The sequence below is a fragment of the Paenibacillus alvei DSM 29 genome (genome assembly GCF_000293805.1).
GTDB lineage: Bacteria > Bacillota > Bacilli > Paenibacillales > Paenibacillaceae > Paenibacillus_B > Paenibacillus_B alvei.
In genome coordinates this window covers 71,325-90,955 of record NZ_AMBZ01000008.1, presented here as the reverse complement: position 1 = coordinate 90,955, position 19,631 = coordinate 71,325, and the positions used below count along the sequence as shown (strand labels likewise).

The window sequence follows — 19,631 nt, the reverse complement described above, 5'->3', positions numbered from 1 at the left end:
ATACCGGGTGCGTGCAGCATTCACACATGCACCCGGATGGACGATTGCCGTCCGCTTCAAGGATTTACTTGACTTGAGAGGGAGATGATCAGAATGGCATTTGAAAAAGAAATAGATTTTTGGAGATTGAAACTCGATGCTGAAGATACTCCTACGACCTTGCCTTACACGAACACCCCAAGCAGCGAAGCGACACCGTATTATTCTACTTCCGTTACATTACCTTCCGACATTTCGGAACGGATTATCCAACTTTCCAAAGGGGCTCATCAAGCAGCTTTTATGATCCTGCTGGGCACGATTCAGTGCCTGCTGTACAAATATACGAACGAACAGCGCGTTGTTATTGGTATGCCTATCGTACGCAAAGCCGGTGAAAAGAGACTCCCGATTAACCAAGTCGTGATTTTAAAGGAAGACATCCATGAAGAGCTTACATTCAAATCCTTACTCGCTTCTCTGAAAAAATCATTTACCGATGCGATTCGCCATCAAAATATCCCATTTCGGCTCATGACTGAGCAGATGAACGTGCAGGAAAAGAACGGCTTGCCTGTCGTCAATACGATGGTGGCTCTTAAAAACATACATACTGTTAATTTTATTCAAATGGTCGTTGCCGACATATTATTTCAGTTTGAATTCGAAGATGATCGTCTTTTATTAAACGTCGTTTACAATGAACACGCATTTTCTTCGGAATTTATTGCCCAAATTATTGACCATTTGCAGCGAATGCTGAGCATTTTGGTATTTGAGCCAACTACGAAATTGAGCGACATTCGCCTGCTTTCAGATATTGAGACTTCCCGGCTGCTGGAAGATTTTAATCAGACAGCGACGGATGATCCTCGCGACGGAACCATCCATGAGCTTTTTGAAGAACAAGTTCACCGCACTCCGGATGCAGTTGCTGTTGTGTATGGGCAGCAGCATGTAACCTACAGCGAACTGAATGCCCGCGCGAACAGGCTTGCCCGCACATTGAAGGAGTCCGGCGTTCAGCCGGATCAGCTTGTCGGCATGATGGCGGAGCGGTCGCTTGAGATGATCGTAGGCTTACTGGCCATTATGAAGGCGGGTGGAGCCTATGTGCCGATAGATCCCGAATATCCGTTGGAACGTATTCGTTACATGCTCGAAGATTCGGGAGCTCAAACGCTTATCCTCCAAGGCCATCTTCGCGACCGCATCAATTATGACGGTACGGTTATTGATATCAACGATGCTAACAACTATCAGGAGGACGATCTTGATTTCGCTTCTGTCTCCAATTCGAGCAATTTGGCTTATGTCATCTATACGTCCGGAACGACAGGCAATCCAAAAGGTGTCATGATTGAACATCGAAGCGTAACAAATGCGCTGCAGTGGAGAATTCGAACATACGAGTTAAACTCTTCTGATCGCGTTCTTCAACTATTCTCTTTTTCCTTCGACGGTTTTGTTATGAGTGCCTTCAGTTCCCTTTTGTCTGGTGCCGGCTTATATCTGTTGAAGGAAGAAGAAGCAAAGGATCCGTTGGCTTTACATGCTGCAATCCGTCAATCGAACATAACGCATTTCATCTGTGTTCCGAATTTGTACGGAGCATTGCTCAACGTGGCGGATTCTGAATCAGCGTCCACGCTGCGGAAAGTGACACTGGCCGGCGAGGCTGTCAGCAGCGCATTGGTTGCTAGAAGCAAAGAACTGCTGCCCCATGTGGAACTGTTCAATGAATATGGCCCGACAGAGAATAGCGTTGTAACGACATGCGCAAGCGGCTTGGAGAAAGGGCAGGCGATTACGATTGGAACGCCGATCTCGAATGCACGCGTGCTGATTTTGAATCCTTCCGGCGAGCTGCAGCCGATGCAAGTTCCCGGAGAATTATGCATTGCAGGCGTGGGGCTGGCGAGAGGCTACTTGAATCGTCCCGCGCTTACTGACGAGAAGTTTACGTCCCATCCGTATGCACCAGGCGAACGCATATATCGTACTGGGGATTCCGCCAGATGGCTGCCTGACGGAACGATCGAGTACTTGGGGCGAATCGACCATCAGGTCAAAATCCGCGGCTTCCGAATCGAGCTGGGCGAAATTGAGTCGAGCTTGTTGAAAATAGAAGGCGTAAGAGAAGCACTTGCGATAGCCCGGCAGGATGGGAACGGACAGCAGATGCTGTGTGCATATATGGTGGCGGAACGTGAGCTTACTGTAAATGAACTAAGGGAGTCACTATCTGCCGAGTTGCCGGATTATATGATCCCTTCTCATTTTGTGCAAATGGATCAGTTTCCGCTTACGCCGAGCGGCAAGCTGGATCGCAAGGCACTGCCTGATCCACAAGCCAATATCGCCATCGGCACGGAATACGTTGCTCCCCGCACACCGCTGGAAGAACAGCTTGTACTAATCTGGCAGGAGTCGCTCACTGTCGAGAAAGTTGGCATTAAGGATAATTTCTTTGCACTTGGGGGGCATTCTCTTCGTGCGGCTGCGTTGGTTAGCAAGCTCCACAAAGAGCTGAACGTGAATGTTCCACTGCGGGAGCTGTTCCGCAATCCGACGATCGAGGAATTGGCTCTTCTAATAGAAGGAATGGAGCAGCAGGAATTTAGTGCAATTGAGATCGTTCGCGAAAGCGAGCATTACAAGGTGTCCTCGGCGCAAAAGCGGCTGTTCGTTCTACAGCAGCTGGAAGGAGCAGAGCAAAGCTACAATATGCCGGGAGCAATGCTGCTGGAGGGGCAGCTTGATCGGGGACGATTTGAAGAGGCCTTCCAAAAACTGATTGCTCGCCATGAGACGCTGCGCACGGGATTCGAGTTGGTTGACGGCGAAACGGTGCAAAAGGTGCATCAGGATGTCAGCTTTGCGGTGGAATATATGCAGGCAAACGGAGACGCGGAAGCAGCGCAGAAATCCCGCGAGTTCATACGTGCGTTTGATTTGAAAACACCGCCGCTGCTGCGGGTCGGCCTAATTGAACTGGAACCGGAACGCCATATCCTACTCTATGACATGCACCATATTATCTCCGACGGCGCGTCTATGGGAATCGTAGTGGAAGAATTCGTTCGTCTCTATGGCGGGGAGGAGCTTCCTCCGCTTCGGATTCAATATAAAGACTATGCGGCTTGGCAGCATTCGGAAGCACAGCAGGCACGAATGAAGCAGCAGGAAGCTTATTGGCTGCACACATTTGCCGGCGAGCTGCCGGTATTGGAGCTGCCAACGGATTATGCGCGTCCAGCCGTCCAGAGCTATGAAGGTGAAACGTATGAATTTGAGGTCGACACGAACATTAGCGAAGGTCTGCATCGTCTTGCCGCGAATAGTGGAACGACGTTATACATGGTGCTTTTTGCGGCTTATACAGTGCTGCTGCACAAGTATACAGGCCAAGAAGATATTGTTGTCGGCACGACAAATGCGGGCAGAACACATGATGATTTGCAGCCGCTGATCGGCATGTTCGTGAATACATTAGCAATTCGCAATCACCCTGCTGGGGAAATGCCGTTCCGTGCGTACTTGAATCAAGTGAAGGAGCAGGCGCTATCTGCATTTGAGAATCAAGAATATCCGTTCGAAGAGCTCGTAGAGAAGCTTCGTGTGACAAGAGACATGAGTCGCAACCCGTTATTCGATACGATGTTCTCGCTGCAAAATATGGATAACAAAGATTTCGAGCTTCCTGGTCTTCAATTAAAGCCGTACGCTTTCGAGCATCAGGTCTCAAAATTCGATCTCAGCTTGGACGTAGCGGAAGGAACGGACGGGCTGGCTTGCAGCATCGAATACGCTTCGGCTCTATATACGCGAGATACGATCGTAAGAATGGCTAACCATTTTAGACAACTGCTTCATTCGATCGCGCAATCACCAGAGCTGCAAATTGCCGAGCTTGGCATGCTGACACAGGAAGAACAAGAACAGATTCGATTCGTGTTCAATAGCGATACGACAACGATTTCGCAAGAACATACAGTCCACCAGCTCTTTGAAGCACAGGTGGAGCTTACTCCAAATCGAATTGCGGTAACGGACGAGAATGAACAATTATCGTACCGTGAGTTGAATGAGAAAGCGAATCGTTTGGCACGAACATTGCGCAAGCACGGTGTTCGGCCTGAACAGCTTGTAGGTATTTTGGCTGATCGTTCTGTGGACATGATCGTGGGGATTATGGCGATTTTGAAAGCCGGAGGCGCTTATGTGCCGATTGATCCGAAATATCCGGAAGAGCGCATTGCCTACATGCTGGAGAATTCGAACTCGAGCGTGCTCGTTTCGCAAAGCCATTTGCAGTCGCGTTCTGCGTTCGGGGGCACTTGGGTGATGCTGGACGAGGAGTCATCCTATGCCGAGGATGCTTCCAATCTGGAAATGGTAAATGAACCATCGCATTTGGCTTACGTCATTTATACGTCGGGCACGACAGGCCAACCGAAAGGCGTCATGATTGAGCACAGGCAGCTGGAAGTTCTGTCAAGAGCTTGGGAACAAGAATATCATCTGCGGGAAGAAGGCACAGAAGGCATCCGCTGGATGCAATGGGCAAGCTTCTCGTTCGACGTATTTTCAGGTGATTTGATTCGGGCACTGCTGCACGGCGGCGAGCTGATCCTCTGCCCTGAGGACGCACGCGCGAACCCGGCTGAAATATACGAACTGATTCGAGAACATCGCATTCAAATGTTCGATTGCACGCCGTCTATCGTTATTCCGCTCATGGAATACGTGTATGATAACAAGCTGGACATCAGCAGCTTGAAACTCGCAGTCGTAGGGGCGGACTATTGCCCGCCGGAAGAGTTCCAGAAACTGCTTGATCGTTTCGGCTCTCAGTTCCGCATAATTAACAGCTATGGGGTAACAGAGACATGCATCGATTCCAGTTATTACGAACCGACAACTCGGGACATCCCGAGAGCTTTGCCGATCGGTAAACCGATGCCAGGCGTTACGATGTATATGATGGATAGCCAGCGGAATTTACTTCCGGTTGGGGTCATCGGCGAATTATATATTGGCGGGCCATGCGTGGGCCGCGGATATTGGAATCGGCCAGATTTAACAGAAGAGAAATTCGTCGTCGATCCATTTTATCCAGAACAGCGGCTGTATCGTACCGGAGATCTGGCTCGTTGGATGCCGGATGGAAACATCGAATATTTAGGCCGCATCGACCACCAAGTGAAAATTCGCGGGTATCGCATCGAAATCGGCGAAGTCGAATCCAAGCTCCTGAAGGTGGAGTCCGTGAGAGAAAGCGTCGTCGTAGCGCGTGAGGATCAAAACGGCACGAAAGCACTATGCGCCTATTTCACAGCAGATCGTGAATTGACAGTAAGCGAAATGAGAAACGCTTTGGCGGACGAATTGCCGGCTTATATGATTCCGTCATTTTTCGTTCAATTGGAACGATTGCCGCTTACGCCGAACGGCAAAGTCGACCGCAAGGCGCTCCCGGCTCCGGAAGGCGGTGCGCATACAGGCGTAGAATACGTTGCGCCGCGGACGGAAGCGGAGCAAGCACTCGCCATTGTCTGGCAAACCGTGCTTGGCGTTGAACGAGTCGGCATTTTGGATCATTTCTTTGAGCTTGGTGGCGATTCAATCAAGTCTATTCAAGTCGCGTCCCGTTTGCTACAAGCAGGCTACAAGCTGGAAATTCGCGATTTGTTCAAGTACCCGACGATTGCTCAGCTTGGTTCCCATTTGCAGCAGGCAAGCAAAATTGCGGATCAAGCAGAAGTATCGGGCGAAGTGCCGCTTACTCCGATTCTCAGCTGGTTTTTCGAACAGCAATTCGAAGACCCGCATCATTATAATCAGTCAGTCATGCTATTCAAAAAGCAAGGCTTCGATGAAGCTGCCATTCGCAGCACGCTGCAAGCGGTAACGGTGCATCATGATGCACTTCGCATCGTATTCCGCCGCAACGAACAAGGGGAGTACATGGCCTGGAACCGGGCAATTGAAGAAGGAGAATTGTTCCATCTGGACGTGTTGGATCTGAGAGGAAATGCTTCAGATCGTGGTGAAGATGAGGTTCGCCAAGTTATTGAAACCAAGGCCAATGAGATTCAGAGCGGCTTTGACCTGCATAATGGGCCATTGGTGAGAGCAGGATTGTTCCAAACCGACGAAGGAGACCATCTCCTGATCGTCATGCACCATGGCGTCGTTGACGGAGTATCCTGGCGCATATTGCTGGAGGATATCGCTTCCGGGTATGAGCAGTCCTTGAAGGGCGAGCCAGTCCGTCTGCCATCCAAAACGGACAGCTACCGCACATGGGCAAGCCAGCTTGCCGCATATGCCAATAGCGCAGCAATGGAAGAAGAAAAAGCCGTCTGGGAGCGGATTGAAGCGGATGTAACCGCGATCGCTGCCTTGCCGAAGGATTTCGATGCGGAGATATCCTTGCAACAAGATAGTGCATCCGTCGTCGTAGAATGGAACCGCGAGGAAACGGATCAGCTCTTGAAGCATGTTCACCGGGCTTATAATACGGAAATGAACGACATTCTGCTGGCAGCTCTCGGCATTGCCGTACAAGTATGGAGCGGACATGATCGCGTGTTGGTTACGCTTGAAGGACATGGTAGGGAGAATATTGTGCCGACAGTTGATATATCGCGCACGGTAGGATGGTTCACAAGCGAATATCCATTCCTGCTTGAAAGTGATCCGGACAAAAGCTTATCCTACCGAATCAAGCAAATGAAGGAAAACCTGCGACGCATTCCGAACAAAGGCATCGGGTACGGAATTTATCGTTATTTAGCGGATTCCAGCAATGGTTCTGAGGTTCGTTCAAAAACAGCATTGCGTCCGGAAATCAGCTTCAACTATTTGGGGCAATTCGATCAGGACTTGCAAAATAATGAAATGGAAGTATCGCCGTACTCGGGTGGAGCGGAGCTAAGCGCGCGCCACACACGCACGAGTACACTGGATATTAACGGCATGATCTCGGATGGATCTCTTGCCTTGGAAATTAGCTATAGCAGCAAGCAATATCACCGCGACACGATCGAACGGCTGGCTTGCTTGCTTCGGGAAGGACTGCAGGCAATTATCGCGCACTGCATCGCGAAAGATAAGCCTGAGCTGACGCCAAGCGACGTATTGGTGAAAGGTCTCGGCATTGAGGATATGAATCGCATCGCGGAGCAGACGAAGGATATCGGGGAAATCGAGAACATTTACACGCTAACTCCGATGCAGAAGGGAATGTGGTTCCATAGCGCCATGGATGGCAAGGCGGGTGCGTATTTCGAGCAGACTCGCTTTACGATACAGGGAGAGCTTGACGTACAGTTATTCGCGAATAGTCTTGAAGTGCTTGCCACACGCCATGCAGTACTGCGCACCAACTTCTTCAGCGGCTGGGACGGCGAATTATTGCAGATCGTATATCGGAATAAAAAAATCGAATTCGGCTATGAAGATCTGACCGATTGGCCTGAGCATGAGAAGCAGGATCAAGTTGAAGCAAAGGCGATTGTCGATAAGGAGCGCGGTTTTGATTTGGAGCGCGATGCGCTCATGAGAGTGACGGTGCTGCGAACGAGCGCGAACAGCAGTCACGTCATTTGGAGCTCTCATCATATTCTGATGGACGGCTGGTGCTTGCCGCAGCTGACACAGGAATGGTTCGATACGTATTCGGATTCTGTGCAAGGACGAGCAAGCACCCGGGCAGAGACTGCACCGTACAGTCTATATATCGAATGGCTGTACAAGCAGGATTACAAAGCAGCATCCGCATATTGGCTCGATTATTTGGCAGGTTACGAGCAGCAAACCGTTCTGCCGCAAAAGAAATCAAGCGGACGCAGCGACGTTTATACAGCTGAAAATCTTGTATTTAGTTTAGGCGATGCCTTAACGGCGAAGATGAATCGGGTAGCGAAGCAGCATCAAGTCACACTGAACACGCTAATGCAAACGTTATGGGGCATTATGCTGCAAAAGTACAATGGCACCGGCGATGCCGTGTTCGGGGGCGTCGTATCAGGCAGACCGGCGGAAATTCCGGGAATCGAATCAATGATCGGACTGTTTATCAATACGATTCCGATTCGCGTTGCGTGCGAGGAACACAACAGATTTTCCGATGTGATGAGACAAATTCAGGAGCAGGCGCTGGAGTCAAGCCGATTCGATTATTATCCGCTTTATGAGATCCAGGCGGTAAGCGCGCATAAGCAGGATTTGCTCAACCATATTTTAGTGTTCGAAAATTACCCGATGGAAGAGCAAATGGAGCAGGCTGGAGACGAACAAGGGCAATTGAACATTACAGACGTGCAAGTGGCAGAGCAAACGAACTATGATTTCAATTTCGTTGTTATGCCTGGCGATGATATGATGATTCGCCTCGAATATAATGCCGGCATGTATGAACGGGCAGACATGGAGCGTGTGCGGCATCATCTGATTCATGTACTTGAGCAGGTAACGGCTGATCCGAGTATTGCCATAAGCGAGCTGCGACTGGCAACTGAAGCAGAGAAAGCGGAGCTGATGACGGCATTCAACGATACGGCAGCCGAATATCCTTGCGAACAGACGATTCATCGGATGTTCGAGGAGCAGACGCAGCGGATGCCAGATGCGGCGGCCGTGCTGTTCGGGGACGAGTGCTTAACGTATCGGGAATTGAATGAACGCTCGAACCGACTGGCGAGAACATTGCGGGCGGCCGGTGTCGTACCGGATCAGATCGTCGGCATTATGGCGGAACGTTCGTTGGAGCTGATGGTCGGGATTATGGGGATTCTGAAGGCCGGCGGCGCCTATGTGCCGATTGCGCCGGATTATCCGGAAGATCGCATCCGGTACATGCTGGAGGATTCCGAGGCTCAAGTGCTGCTCGTGCAGGGCAGTGCAGGAGAAGGAATAGACTTTGCGGGACGCGTCATCGATCTGGACGATGCTGGAGCGTACGATGAGGATGCTTCCAATCTAGAAGCGGTCAATAAGCCGACCGATATGGCCTATATTATCTACACGTCAGGCACGACTGGCCGTCCAAAAGGGGTTATGGTCGAGCATACATCGGTCATCAATCGCTTGCTGTGGATGCAGAAGCAGTATCCGATTGGCGCAGAAGACACCATTATGCAGAAGACGGCGATTACGTTTGACGTATCCGTCTGGGAGCTGTTCTGGTGGGCTTTCGTCGGCTCGAAGGTGCTCATGCTTCCAGTTGGCGGAGAGAAGAATCCGGCAGCGATCGTCGAAGCGATCGAGCGTCACGGCATCACGACAATGCACTTCGTGCCGTCTATGCTGCACGCCTTCCTCGAGCATGTGGAGCAGCTGCCTGAAGCAGAGCGCAAGCGCGGCATGTCGCCGCTGCGGCAGGTATTCACGAGCGGTGAGGCGCTGCTTGTGTCACAGGTAGAACGGTTCTATCGCTACATCGCGCCAGCAAGTGATGCACGTCTGATCAACCTATACGGACCGACAGAAGCGACGGTAGATGTTACGTACTTCGACTGCGAGCCTGGTCAAGCCTACGTAAGCGTGCCGATCGGCAAGCCGATTGACAATACGCGCATTTATATCGTGAACGGGCATAATCAGGTGCAGCCGATCGGCGTGGCGGGCGAACTGTGCATTGCAGGTGTTGGATTAGCACGAGGATACTGGAACCGTCCGGAGCTGACAGCAGAGAAATTCGTCACCGTATCTTCTGTGGGCGAACGGATGTATAGAACGGGCGACCTGGCACGATGGCTGCCAGACGGCAATATTGAATATTTGGGACGGATCGACCATCAAGTGAAGATCCGCGGATACCGGATTGAGCTGGGCGAACTGGAAACGGCGCTTCTAAATATCGATGCGATTAGAGAGACGGTCGTCGTAGCGCGGGAAGACGAGAGCGGCCAGAAATCGCTGTGCGCTTACTATGTAGCAGACGGTGAGCCAGCAGTGAGCGACTTGAGAGCAGCGCTTGCCGCAGAGCTGCCGAGCTATATGATTCCATCCTACTTCGTACAGCTCGAGCAGATGCCGCTAGCGCCGAATGGCAAGCTGGATCGCAAAGCACTGCCGGCTCCAGAGAGAAGCCTTCAGGTTGGCGCCGAGTATGTTGCGCCGCGTACGGAAGTCGAACAAATGATGGCCTCTGTGTGGCAATCCGTACTAGGGATCGACCGCGTTGGCATAACGGATCACTTCTTCGAGCTAGGCGGAGATTCTATTAAGTCTATTCAAGTAGCGGCAAGGATGCAGCAAGCAGGCTTTAAGCTGGAAATTCGCGATCTGTTCAAATATCCGACTATCGCGCAGGTTCTGCCTTACATGCAGCCGATCAATCGAGTAGCGGATCAAGGAGAAGTATGCGGAGAGTTGCCGATGACGCCGATCCTTCACTGGTTCCAGCATCAGCAGTTCGCGAATCCGCATCATTTCAACCAGTCGATTATGCTGTATCGCAAGGAAGGCTTTGACGCAGAAGCTCTACGCAAGGCGTTACACATGCTAATCCAGCATCACGATGCACTCCGCATCGTTTTCCGTCCGACAGAGCAGGAGTCATATTCACTTTGGAATCGGGCTGTTGCGGAAGGCGAACTCTACGGAATGGAAGTGTTTGATTTAACGGATCATTCAAATGTAGACGATGTAGGCGCAGCTATCGAAGCGAGAGCAGGCGAAATTCAGAGCGGCATCGACCTGCAAGCGGGTCCTTTGGTTAAGGCTGGATTGTTCCGAGTCAAGGACGGGGATCATTTGCTTCTCGTTATCCACCATGCGGCCATCGATGGCGTATCCTGGAGAATATTGCTCGAGGATTTGGCGACTGGCTACGAACAGGCAATGAAGAATGAACCGATTCGTCTGCCTATGAAAACAGACAGCTTCCGTACATGGGCAGAACAGCTTGCTCATCATGCGAACAGCGAGGCAATGGAGCAGGAGCATGCATACTGGAATCGTATTGCACAAACGAAATCGACAGCCCTTCCTGCAGATTTCGAAGTCGAAGCTTCCTTGCAGCGGGATAGTGAATCTGTTGTGGTCGAGTGGGATCAGAATGATACGGAGCAGCTTCTGAAGCACGTTCATCGAGCCTATAACACCGATATGAATGATATTTTACTAACAGCGCTGGGCAGATCTCTCATGCAGTGGCGCGGTATGGAACGCGTGCTAATAACGATGGAAGGCCATGGCCGTGAATCCATTTTGAAAGACCTTGACATTACGCGTACTGTCGGCTGGTTTACGACTGAGTATCCGTTTGAGCTGGCAATCGAGCCGGGCAGCAGCCTTGCTTCCCAAATCAAAAAAGTAAAAGAGGATTTGCGCCTCATTCCGAACAAAGGCATCGGTTACGGCTTATCCCGATATTTGACCGATTCAGGCAAGCAAGCCTGGTCTCAGGCGCCTACACCGCAAATTCGCTTCAACTACCTGGGGCAGTTTGATCAGGATTTAAGCAATAACGAGCTAAGCGTATCTACGTATGCAAGCGGCTCAGACATCAGCGATGAGCAGGAGCGCAAGTATTCACTGGATATTAACGGCGTGATTGCCGACGGACTGTTAACACTCGATTTGAGCTACAGCGCCAAGGAATTCCGCAAAGAGACGATGGAGGAATTGGGAGAACGGCTTAAAGCGTCTCTTAAGGAAATTATCTCTCATTGTACAGCGCAGCAACGGCCGCAATTGACGCCAAGCGATGTTCTATTCAAGGGGCTGAGCGTAGATTGGCTCGATCAGCTTGTGACTCAGATGCAGCATATCGGCGAGATTGAAAATGTATATGCACTAACACCGATGCAAAAGGGAATGTGGTTCCACAGCGCTATGAACGGTCAGACAGGAGCGTATCATGAACAAACGCTGTTTACCCTCGAAGGCAAGCTTGATGGAGAACTCTTCTCCCGCAGCCTGAACGAATTGGCCAAACGGCATGCCGTGCTGCGTACGAACTTCATCAGCGGGCCGCAAGGGGAACCGGTACAAGTTGTGTTCCGGCATAAATCGATTGGATACTCATTCATTGACGTGCGCAATCTTCATAAAGAGGAACAACAAGCCTATATCAAGGAGACAGCAGGCAATGATCAACTGCGAGGATTCGATCTAGCGCACGATGAGCTTATGCGCGTGTCCGTCATTCAGACGGGCGAATTGACATACCGGGTACTGTGGAGCTCACACCATATTCTGATGGACGGCTGGTGCTTGCCGCAATTGATGCAAGAGCTGTTCGATACGTATTCGGCCTTATTGAATCAGCAGTCACCAGATTCGACGGCAGTGCCCGCGTACAGCCAGTACATTGAATGGCTGGAAAATCAGGATCAAGAAGCGGCGGGGTCATACTGGTCCGCATATTTGGCTGATTACGATCAAGTTACGGTAATCCCACAGGAATCATCTGCAGGAGACAGCGAATTGTACAAGGCTGAGAAATTGAGCCGTGAATTGGATGCTCATCTTAGCGCTTCGATCAACCGAGCCGCGAGACAGCATCAGGTTACGCTCAACACCTTGCTGCAAGCAGTGTGGGGCGTCATTTTGCAAAAGTACAACGGCACAAATGATGTCGTCTTTGGCAGTGTGGTGTCCGGCAGACCGGCGGAAGTTCCAGGCATCGAAACGATGATTGGCCTGTTTATCAATACGATTCCGATCCGCGTCAATTGTGAGGCAAGCATCAGCTTTGCCGAAGTGATGGAGCAACTGCAAGAGCAAGCGCTGGAATCAGGGAAATACGATTACTATCCGCTATACGAAATCCAGTCCCGCACCGCGTTAAAGCAAAATGCGATCAGACAAATCATGGTGTTCGAGAACTACCCGATGGACGAGCGGCTGGAGCAGGCGGGCGTCGACGAACAAGGATTGCCATCGATCACGGATGTAGCGGTAGAGGAGCAAACCAATTACGATTTCAACTTGATTGTCGTTCCGGGAGAGCAGCTTTCCATTCGATTTGATTACAACGCCAACCGATTCAAGCGAGCCGATATGGAGCGATTGATGGGTCACCTGATGCATGTGCTTGAGCAAGTTTCCGCCAATCCTCGAGTTGCAATAGAGGAGCTGGAACTGGCGACAGAAGCCGAAAAATTAGAAATGATTCATAGCTTTAACGACACGATTGCGGAATATCCGAGAGATATGACACTGCACCATTTATTTGAGCAGCAGGCGAAGCGAATCCCAGATTCAATTGCTGTATCCTTTGGCACGGCTCAGTTGACATATCACGAACTGAATGAGCAGGCGAACCGTTTGGCACGTACGCTGCGTGCTCAAGGAGTTGGAACGGATAAGCTGGTAGGATTCATGGTCGAGCGCTCGCTGGATATGATCGTAGGCATACTGGCGATCTTGAAGGCAGGGGGCGGATATGTGCCGATTGATCCGGAATACCCGGAAGATCGGATTCGGTACATGCTCAAGGATTCCGGGGCACGCATTATGTTGACACAGCAGCGCTTGACAGCGAAACTACCAGATCTTGATCTGAATGCAATTATAGCTGTGGACGATGAGCGATTCTACGATAACGACGGTTCAAATCTTGAATTGGACGGCAGCGCAGAGGATTTGGCGTACGTAATCTATACGTCCGGTACGACAGGCAAGCCGAAGGGAAATCTGACGACGCATCGAAATATTGTGCGTGTAGTGAGGGGCGCTGCGTATATCGGAATAACGGATCGTGATAACGTGCTCCAATTGTCGAGCTACGCCTTTGATGGATCGACATTCGATATATACGGAGCTCTGTTGAATGGAGCCAAGCTCGTTCTCGTTCCACAAGAGACACTACTGGAAGTTCGACAGTTGGCTGAGATGATCGTAAAAGAGAGCATTTCTGTCATGTTCATTACGACGGCGTACTTCAACGTGCTGGTTGATGTTCAAGCTGCATGTCTGCGCAATGTCCGGGCCATTTTGTTCGGGGGCGAGCGGGTATCCGTCAGCCATGTGCGCAAAGCGCTTAGAGAAGTCGGGCCAGGCAAGCTTAAACATGTATACGGGCCAACGGAGAGCACGGTGTTTGCCACCTGCCATAATGTGAACGAAGTTGCAGAAACCGCCGTCACCATTCCGATTGGACAACCGATCAGCAATACGTCGATATATATCGTTGATGCGATCAATAAGCTGCAGCCGGTAGGCGTTGCAGGGGAGTTATGCGTTGCGGGTGACGGACTGGCAAGAGGTTACTTGAACCGGCCTGAGTTAACAGCAGAAAAATTCGTTGATTCCCCATTCGTTCCGGGAGAACGGATGTATCGGACCGGAGACTTGGCGAAATGGCTGCCTGACGGATCCATTGAATATGTAGGACGTATCGACCAACAGGTGAAAATTCGCGGGTATCGAATTGAGCTTGGCGAAATCGAGGCGCAATTGCTGAAGCTGGATGATGTTCAGGAAGGAATCGTTGTTGCACGCGATACCGATGCTGGCGAGAAGCAGCTGTGCGCCTACTATGTAGCAAAGCGCTCATTAGAAGCCAATGGGATCAGAAATGCTATGGGGCAAGTTCTGCCGAGCTATATGCTTCCATCGCATTTCATCCAGATGGATCAGCTTCCGCTTACGCAGAACGGCAAGGTAGATCGCAAGGCACTGCCAGCTCCGGAGGATAATCGGAACGACGGTGTACGCATTGCGCCACGGACGCCGCTCGAAGTACAGCTTGCAGGCATCTGGCAGGATGTGCTTGGCTTAGGCAGCGTCAGTGTCACGGATCATTTCTTCGAAGTAGGAGGACATTCTCTGAAGGCGACGATACTGGTGAACCGACTGCATCAGGAACTTAACATCGAACTACCGCTAAAAGACGTGTTCCAATATCCTACACTCGAAGAGATGGCGAACCGGCTCAGCAGTGCAGAGGGAAGCCGTCATGTTCACATACCGGAAGCAGCTTCAAGCATGCATTATCCAGTGTCATCTGCTCAAAAGCGCCTGTATATTCTACATCAGCTCGAAGGAGCCGAACTGAGCTACAATATGCCGAACATGTTGCTGCTTGAAGGGACTTTAGATATTGGGCGATTGGAATCTGCTTTTAAGAAGCTGATTGCACGCCATGAGACGTTGCGGACTGGCTTTGAAATTGTGAACGGTCAGCCTGTGCAGCGCATTCACCCAGAAGCAGATTTCGCAATTGAGCATATTCACGCTAACGAGGAAGATGCGCCGAAATATATGCAGCAATTTGTGCGTGCCTTCCAATTGGAAAAGCCGCCGCTGCTGCGCATCGGGGTAATCGAATTGTCAGCGGAACGCTTTACGCTTATGTTCGACATGCACCATATCATTTCAGACGGAACGTCGATGGGCATTCTTATCAATGAGTTTGTTCGCTTGTACGACGGAGAGGAGCTTCCGCCTCTACGGATTCAATATAAGGATTATGCGGTGTGGCAGCAATCGGAGGCCCAGCAAGCAGCATTGACACAACAGGAGGCTTATTGGCAGAAAGTATTGGGCGGAGAGCTTCCGGTGTTGGAATTGCCGACGGATTTTGTTCGTCCAACTACGCAAAGCTTCCGCGGTAGTTTGCTGCAGTTTGCCCTTGATCCAGTGAAGAGCGCTGGCTTGCGGCAAATTGCGAAGGACAGCGGAACGACAATGTATATGGTGCTTTTGGCCCTGTACATGACAATGCTGCACAAGTATTCCGCACAGGAAGACATTATTGTCGGAACGCCAATTGCAGGACGCAACCATGGAGACTTACAGCCACTGATCGGCATGTTCGTCAACACGCTGGCAATACGCAGTTATCCGGCTGCGAGCAAGCCATTCCTGACTTATTTGGGCGAAATAAAAGAAACGACGCTGGGTGCATTCGAGAATCAGAACTATCCGTTTGAGGAAATCGTCGAGCGAGTGCAAGTGATGCGCGACATGAGCCGTAATCCGGTATTCGATACGATGTTTATTTTGCAAAATGCGGAACAAGGTGAAATGAGCATTGACGGAGTGCGACTCCAGCAGGCCCAAAATGAGCATACCGTATCCAAATTCGATTTGACCTTCCAAGCCGAAGAGGATGGTACTGAAATCGTATGCAGCATTGAATTCGCGACAGATTTGTTCAAGCCGAGCACGATTGAGCGAATGGCAAGTCATTTCGAGCAATTGGTTACTGCTGTGTTGAATAATCCTCAAGCAAGCCTGTCTGAATTGAAGATGGTAACCGTTGAGGAAGAGAGCCAGTTGCAAAATGGATTTAACAACACTGCAATGGTGGTTCCGAACGACAAAACTATTCACGAGCTGTTCGCGGAACAGGCGGAGCAGACGCCGGATTCCATAGCTGTTGTCTGCGGCAGCAAGCAGTTGACCTACGGGGAACTGAACCGGAAGGCGAACCAGCTTGCCTGGAAGCTGAGGGAGCATGGCGTAACTGCTGAGCAGCCTGTCGGCATCATCGTCGAACGTACGCTGGAGACGGTTGTCGCCGTACTAGCAGTGCTCAAGGCATCCGGCACGTTCGTGCCAATCGATCCGGAATATCCAGAGACGCGTATTCGCTATATGTTGGCGGACAGCGGCGCCAAGCTGGTGCTGGCCCAATCGGCGCTTCCGGGCATCATTCCGGACGAGATTCGTCAGTTGGATGTACGCGATGAATCGCTGTATGCAGGCAGCGGTGAAAATGTCCCGAACGGCAATAAACCGTCCGATCTGCTCTATATCATCTACACGTCGGGAACGACCGGCAATCCGAAAGGGGTTATGCTGGAGCATCGCAACATTGTCAATCTGCTGCATTATCAGCAAAAGGGCACGAATATTCCGATGCCTTCGCGGATTTTGCAATATGCGTCAGGCAGCTTCGACGTATGCTATCAGGAAATGTTCTCTGCGCTGCTGTTCGGCGGAAGTCTGTATATGGTTGACAATGAAATGCGCAAGGATCCGGTACGCTTGTTCCAAGAAATCGAAAAGAATGAAATTGACGTACTCTTTATTCCGGTGGCGTTCCTGAAATTCATCTTCGCTGAGCCGGAGTGGGCCGAAGCGTTCCCGCGCTGTGTTCGCCATATCATTACAGCGGGCGAGCAGCTTGTCGTCACGCCGCAGGTGCAAGCCTGCCTGAAGCGTCTCGGCATTTGCCTGCACAACCATTACGGACCTTCGGAGACTCACGTCGTGACGACCCATACCATGACGCCGGATGCCATCGGGGCCGGTCTGCCGCCAATCGGCAAGCCGATCGCGAATTCAAGCATCTACATTGTGAACGACAGCTTCGAGCTGCAGCCGATAGGTGTGAAGGGCGAACTGTACGTATCAGGCGCATGTGTTGGTCGCGGATATTGGGGAAGAGCGGATTTGACAGAGGAGAAGTTCCTTGATAACCCGTTCGTACCGGGTGAGCGGTTGTATAAGACAGGAGACGTGGCACGCTGGCTGCCGGACGGCAGCATCGAGTATGTAGGCCGAAGCGACCATCAAGTGAAAATCCGGGGCTTCCGCATCGAGCTTGGTGAGGTGGAATCGCAGCTGCTGCATGTGCCGGCGGTACAAGAGGCGACAGTAATGGCACTGGAGGATCACGCAGGCCAGAAGCAGTTGTGCGCGTATTTCACGGCGGAGCGTCCGTTCACGGCGGGCGAGCTGCGAGCGGCAATGTCGCAGGAGTTGCCGGGTTATATGATCCCGTCCTATTTTATACAGCTAGATCGGCTGCCGCTGACACCGAACGGAAAGATCGACCGGCGAGCACTGCCGAAGCCTGAGGGCGGCATCGAAACTGGCACCGAATACGTTGCGCCGCGCACAGAGACAGAGACGAAGCTTGCTTGCATTTGGCAGGACGTATTGGGGTTGACAAGCGTAGGCGTGAAGGACAACTTCTTCGAGCTTGGCGGTCATTCGCTGCGAGCGACAACGCTCGTAAGCAGACTGTATAAGGAGCTGAACGTCAACTTCCCGCTGCGGGGGGTATTCCGTCATCCGACGATCGAGGAGATGGCCAAGGCGATCTCGCATATGGATACGGAACTATATGTAGCGATTCCGAACGCCGAGGAGCAAGAATACTATCCGTTATCTTCGGCCCAGCTGCGGCTTTATATTATGAGCCAAATGGAAGGAAGCGAGCTTAGCTACAATATGCCAGGCATGCTGCTGCTTGAAGGAGAGCTGAATCAGGAACAATTCCAGACGGCCTTCCTGAAGCTCATCGCTCGGCACGAGACACTCCGTACAGGCTTTGAAATGGTGGATGGCGAGCCGATGCAGCGGATTCACCGTAATACGGAATTTTCCATCGAGCACAGACAGGCCTCTGAGGATGAAATTCCTGACTTAATCGGACAATTCATTCGTCCGTTTGACTTGGAAAAACCGCCATTATTGCGGGTCGGATTGTTCGAAGTAAGCCATGAGCGTCGCATACTGGTGTTTGATATGCACCATATCATTTCGGATGGCGTTTCGATGAGCAATTTGGTTGATGAATTCACTCGGTTGTACGCGAATGAGGAACGGCCGCCGTTACGTATTCAATATAAGGATTATGCAGTATGGCAGCAGTCAGAAGCGAATCTCGAACGGTTCAAGCGGCAGGAAGACTACTGGCTAAGCATGCTAGGTGGAACGTTGCCGGATGCAGAATTGCCAATGGATTACGACAGGCCGACGGTTCGCAGCTTTGAAGGCGAGCAAATCGAATTTGAAATCAATCCGGTCGTGACCCGTCAGTTGAACCAGCTTGCTTCGAATCATGAGTGCACGCTATATATGGTTTTGTTGTCCGCCTATCAGATACTATTGGCGAAATACAGTGGACAGGACGATATTATTGTCGGAACTCCGGTTGCTGGACGCAGTCATGCCGATTTGGAGCCGCTTATCGGAATGTTCGTCAATACACTTGCCATTCGTAATCGTCCGTTAGGCAATAAAACGTTCCAATCCTTCCTTGCTGAGGTGAAGGAGACGACATTAGGAGCGTTTGAGCATCAGGATTATCCGTTCGAGGAATTGGTAGATCGTCTGCATCTGCAATGGGAACCGAGCCGTAATCCACTCTTTGATACGGTGTTCGTCCTGCAGAATACGGAAGAGCGGGGAATCGGAATTGGCGATATAACGATATCTCCATATACGGCAGATGATTCGGTGAGCGCGAAATTTGACCTGACCCTGTCCATGTCCGAAGAAAATGATGCGATTAAGGGCGGATTCCTGTATGCCTCCAAGCTGTTCAAAGCAGCGGGTATCCACAGAATGATGCGGGATTACCTGTCCGTGCTGTCGCAAGTATGCGACAAGCCTCATATTCGAATTCAGGATATTTCAATCAGTGGACAGAGCACGAAGGAGAAGAGCAAGATCGATTCGATCGAGTTCGCGTTCTAGGCGTGTTCGCAATAGGTATAACGGTAAGGCGGCAGCGCCTTACCGTATCTATGGACAATAGCAGTGCTTGTGCTAAGCGTTTCGGCAATTGGGTGCCGAAACGCTGCACGAGTCGCTGGCCAAATTTTTCGTCACGACAATTTGCTTTTCGACTGGTAAGATGTTGGGCTTTGAACTGCATAATGCGGGAGTGCGTGCTGATCATAATACGTGCTCCCCTATTCCATACATCCGTTAAGGCAGGGAGGTTCACA

Annotated in this window: 1 protein-coding gene and 1 pseudogene; both read left to right on the top strand. The window is 51.0% G+C overall.

Going from position 1 to position 19,631, the window contains the following annotated elements; translation table 11 throughout:
- Positions 1 to 84: 84 nt before the first annotated feature.
- Positions 85 to 10,062: pseudogene (locus tag PAV_RS37915) on the top strand (amino acid adenylation domain-containing protein); the annotation flags it as partial.
- A complete protein-coding gene (locus PAV_RS37910; RefSeq protein ID WP_476638848.1) occupies positions 10,045 to 19,377 on the top strand; it encodes an amino acid adenylation domain-containing protein in 9,333 nt (3,110 codons plus the stop codon). The pseudogene PAV_RS37915 and the gene PAV_RS37910, both read left to right, overlap by 18 nt.
- Positions 19,378 to 19,631: the final 254 nt, after the last annotated feature.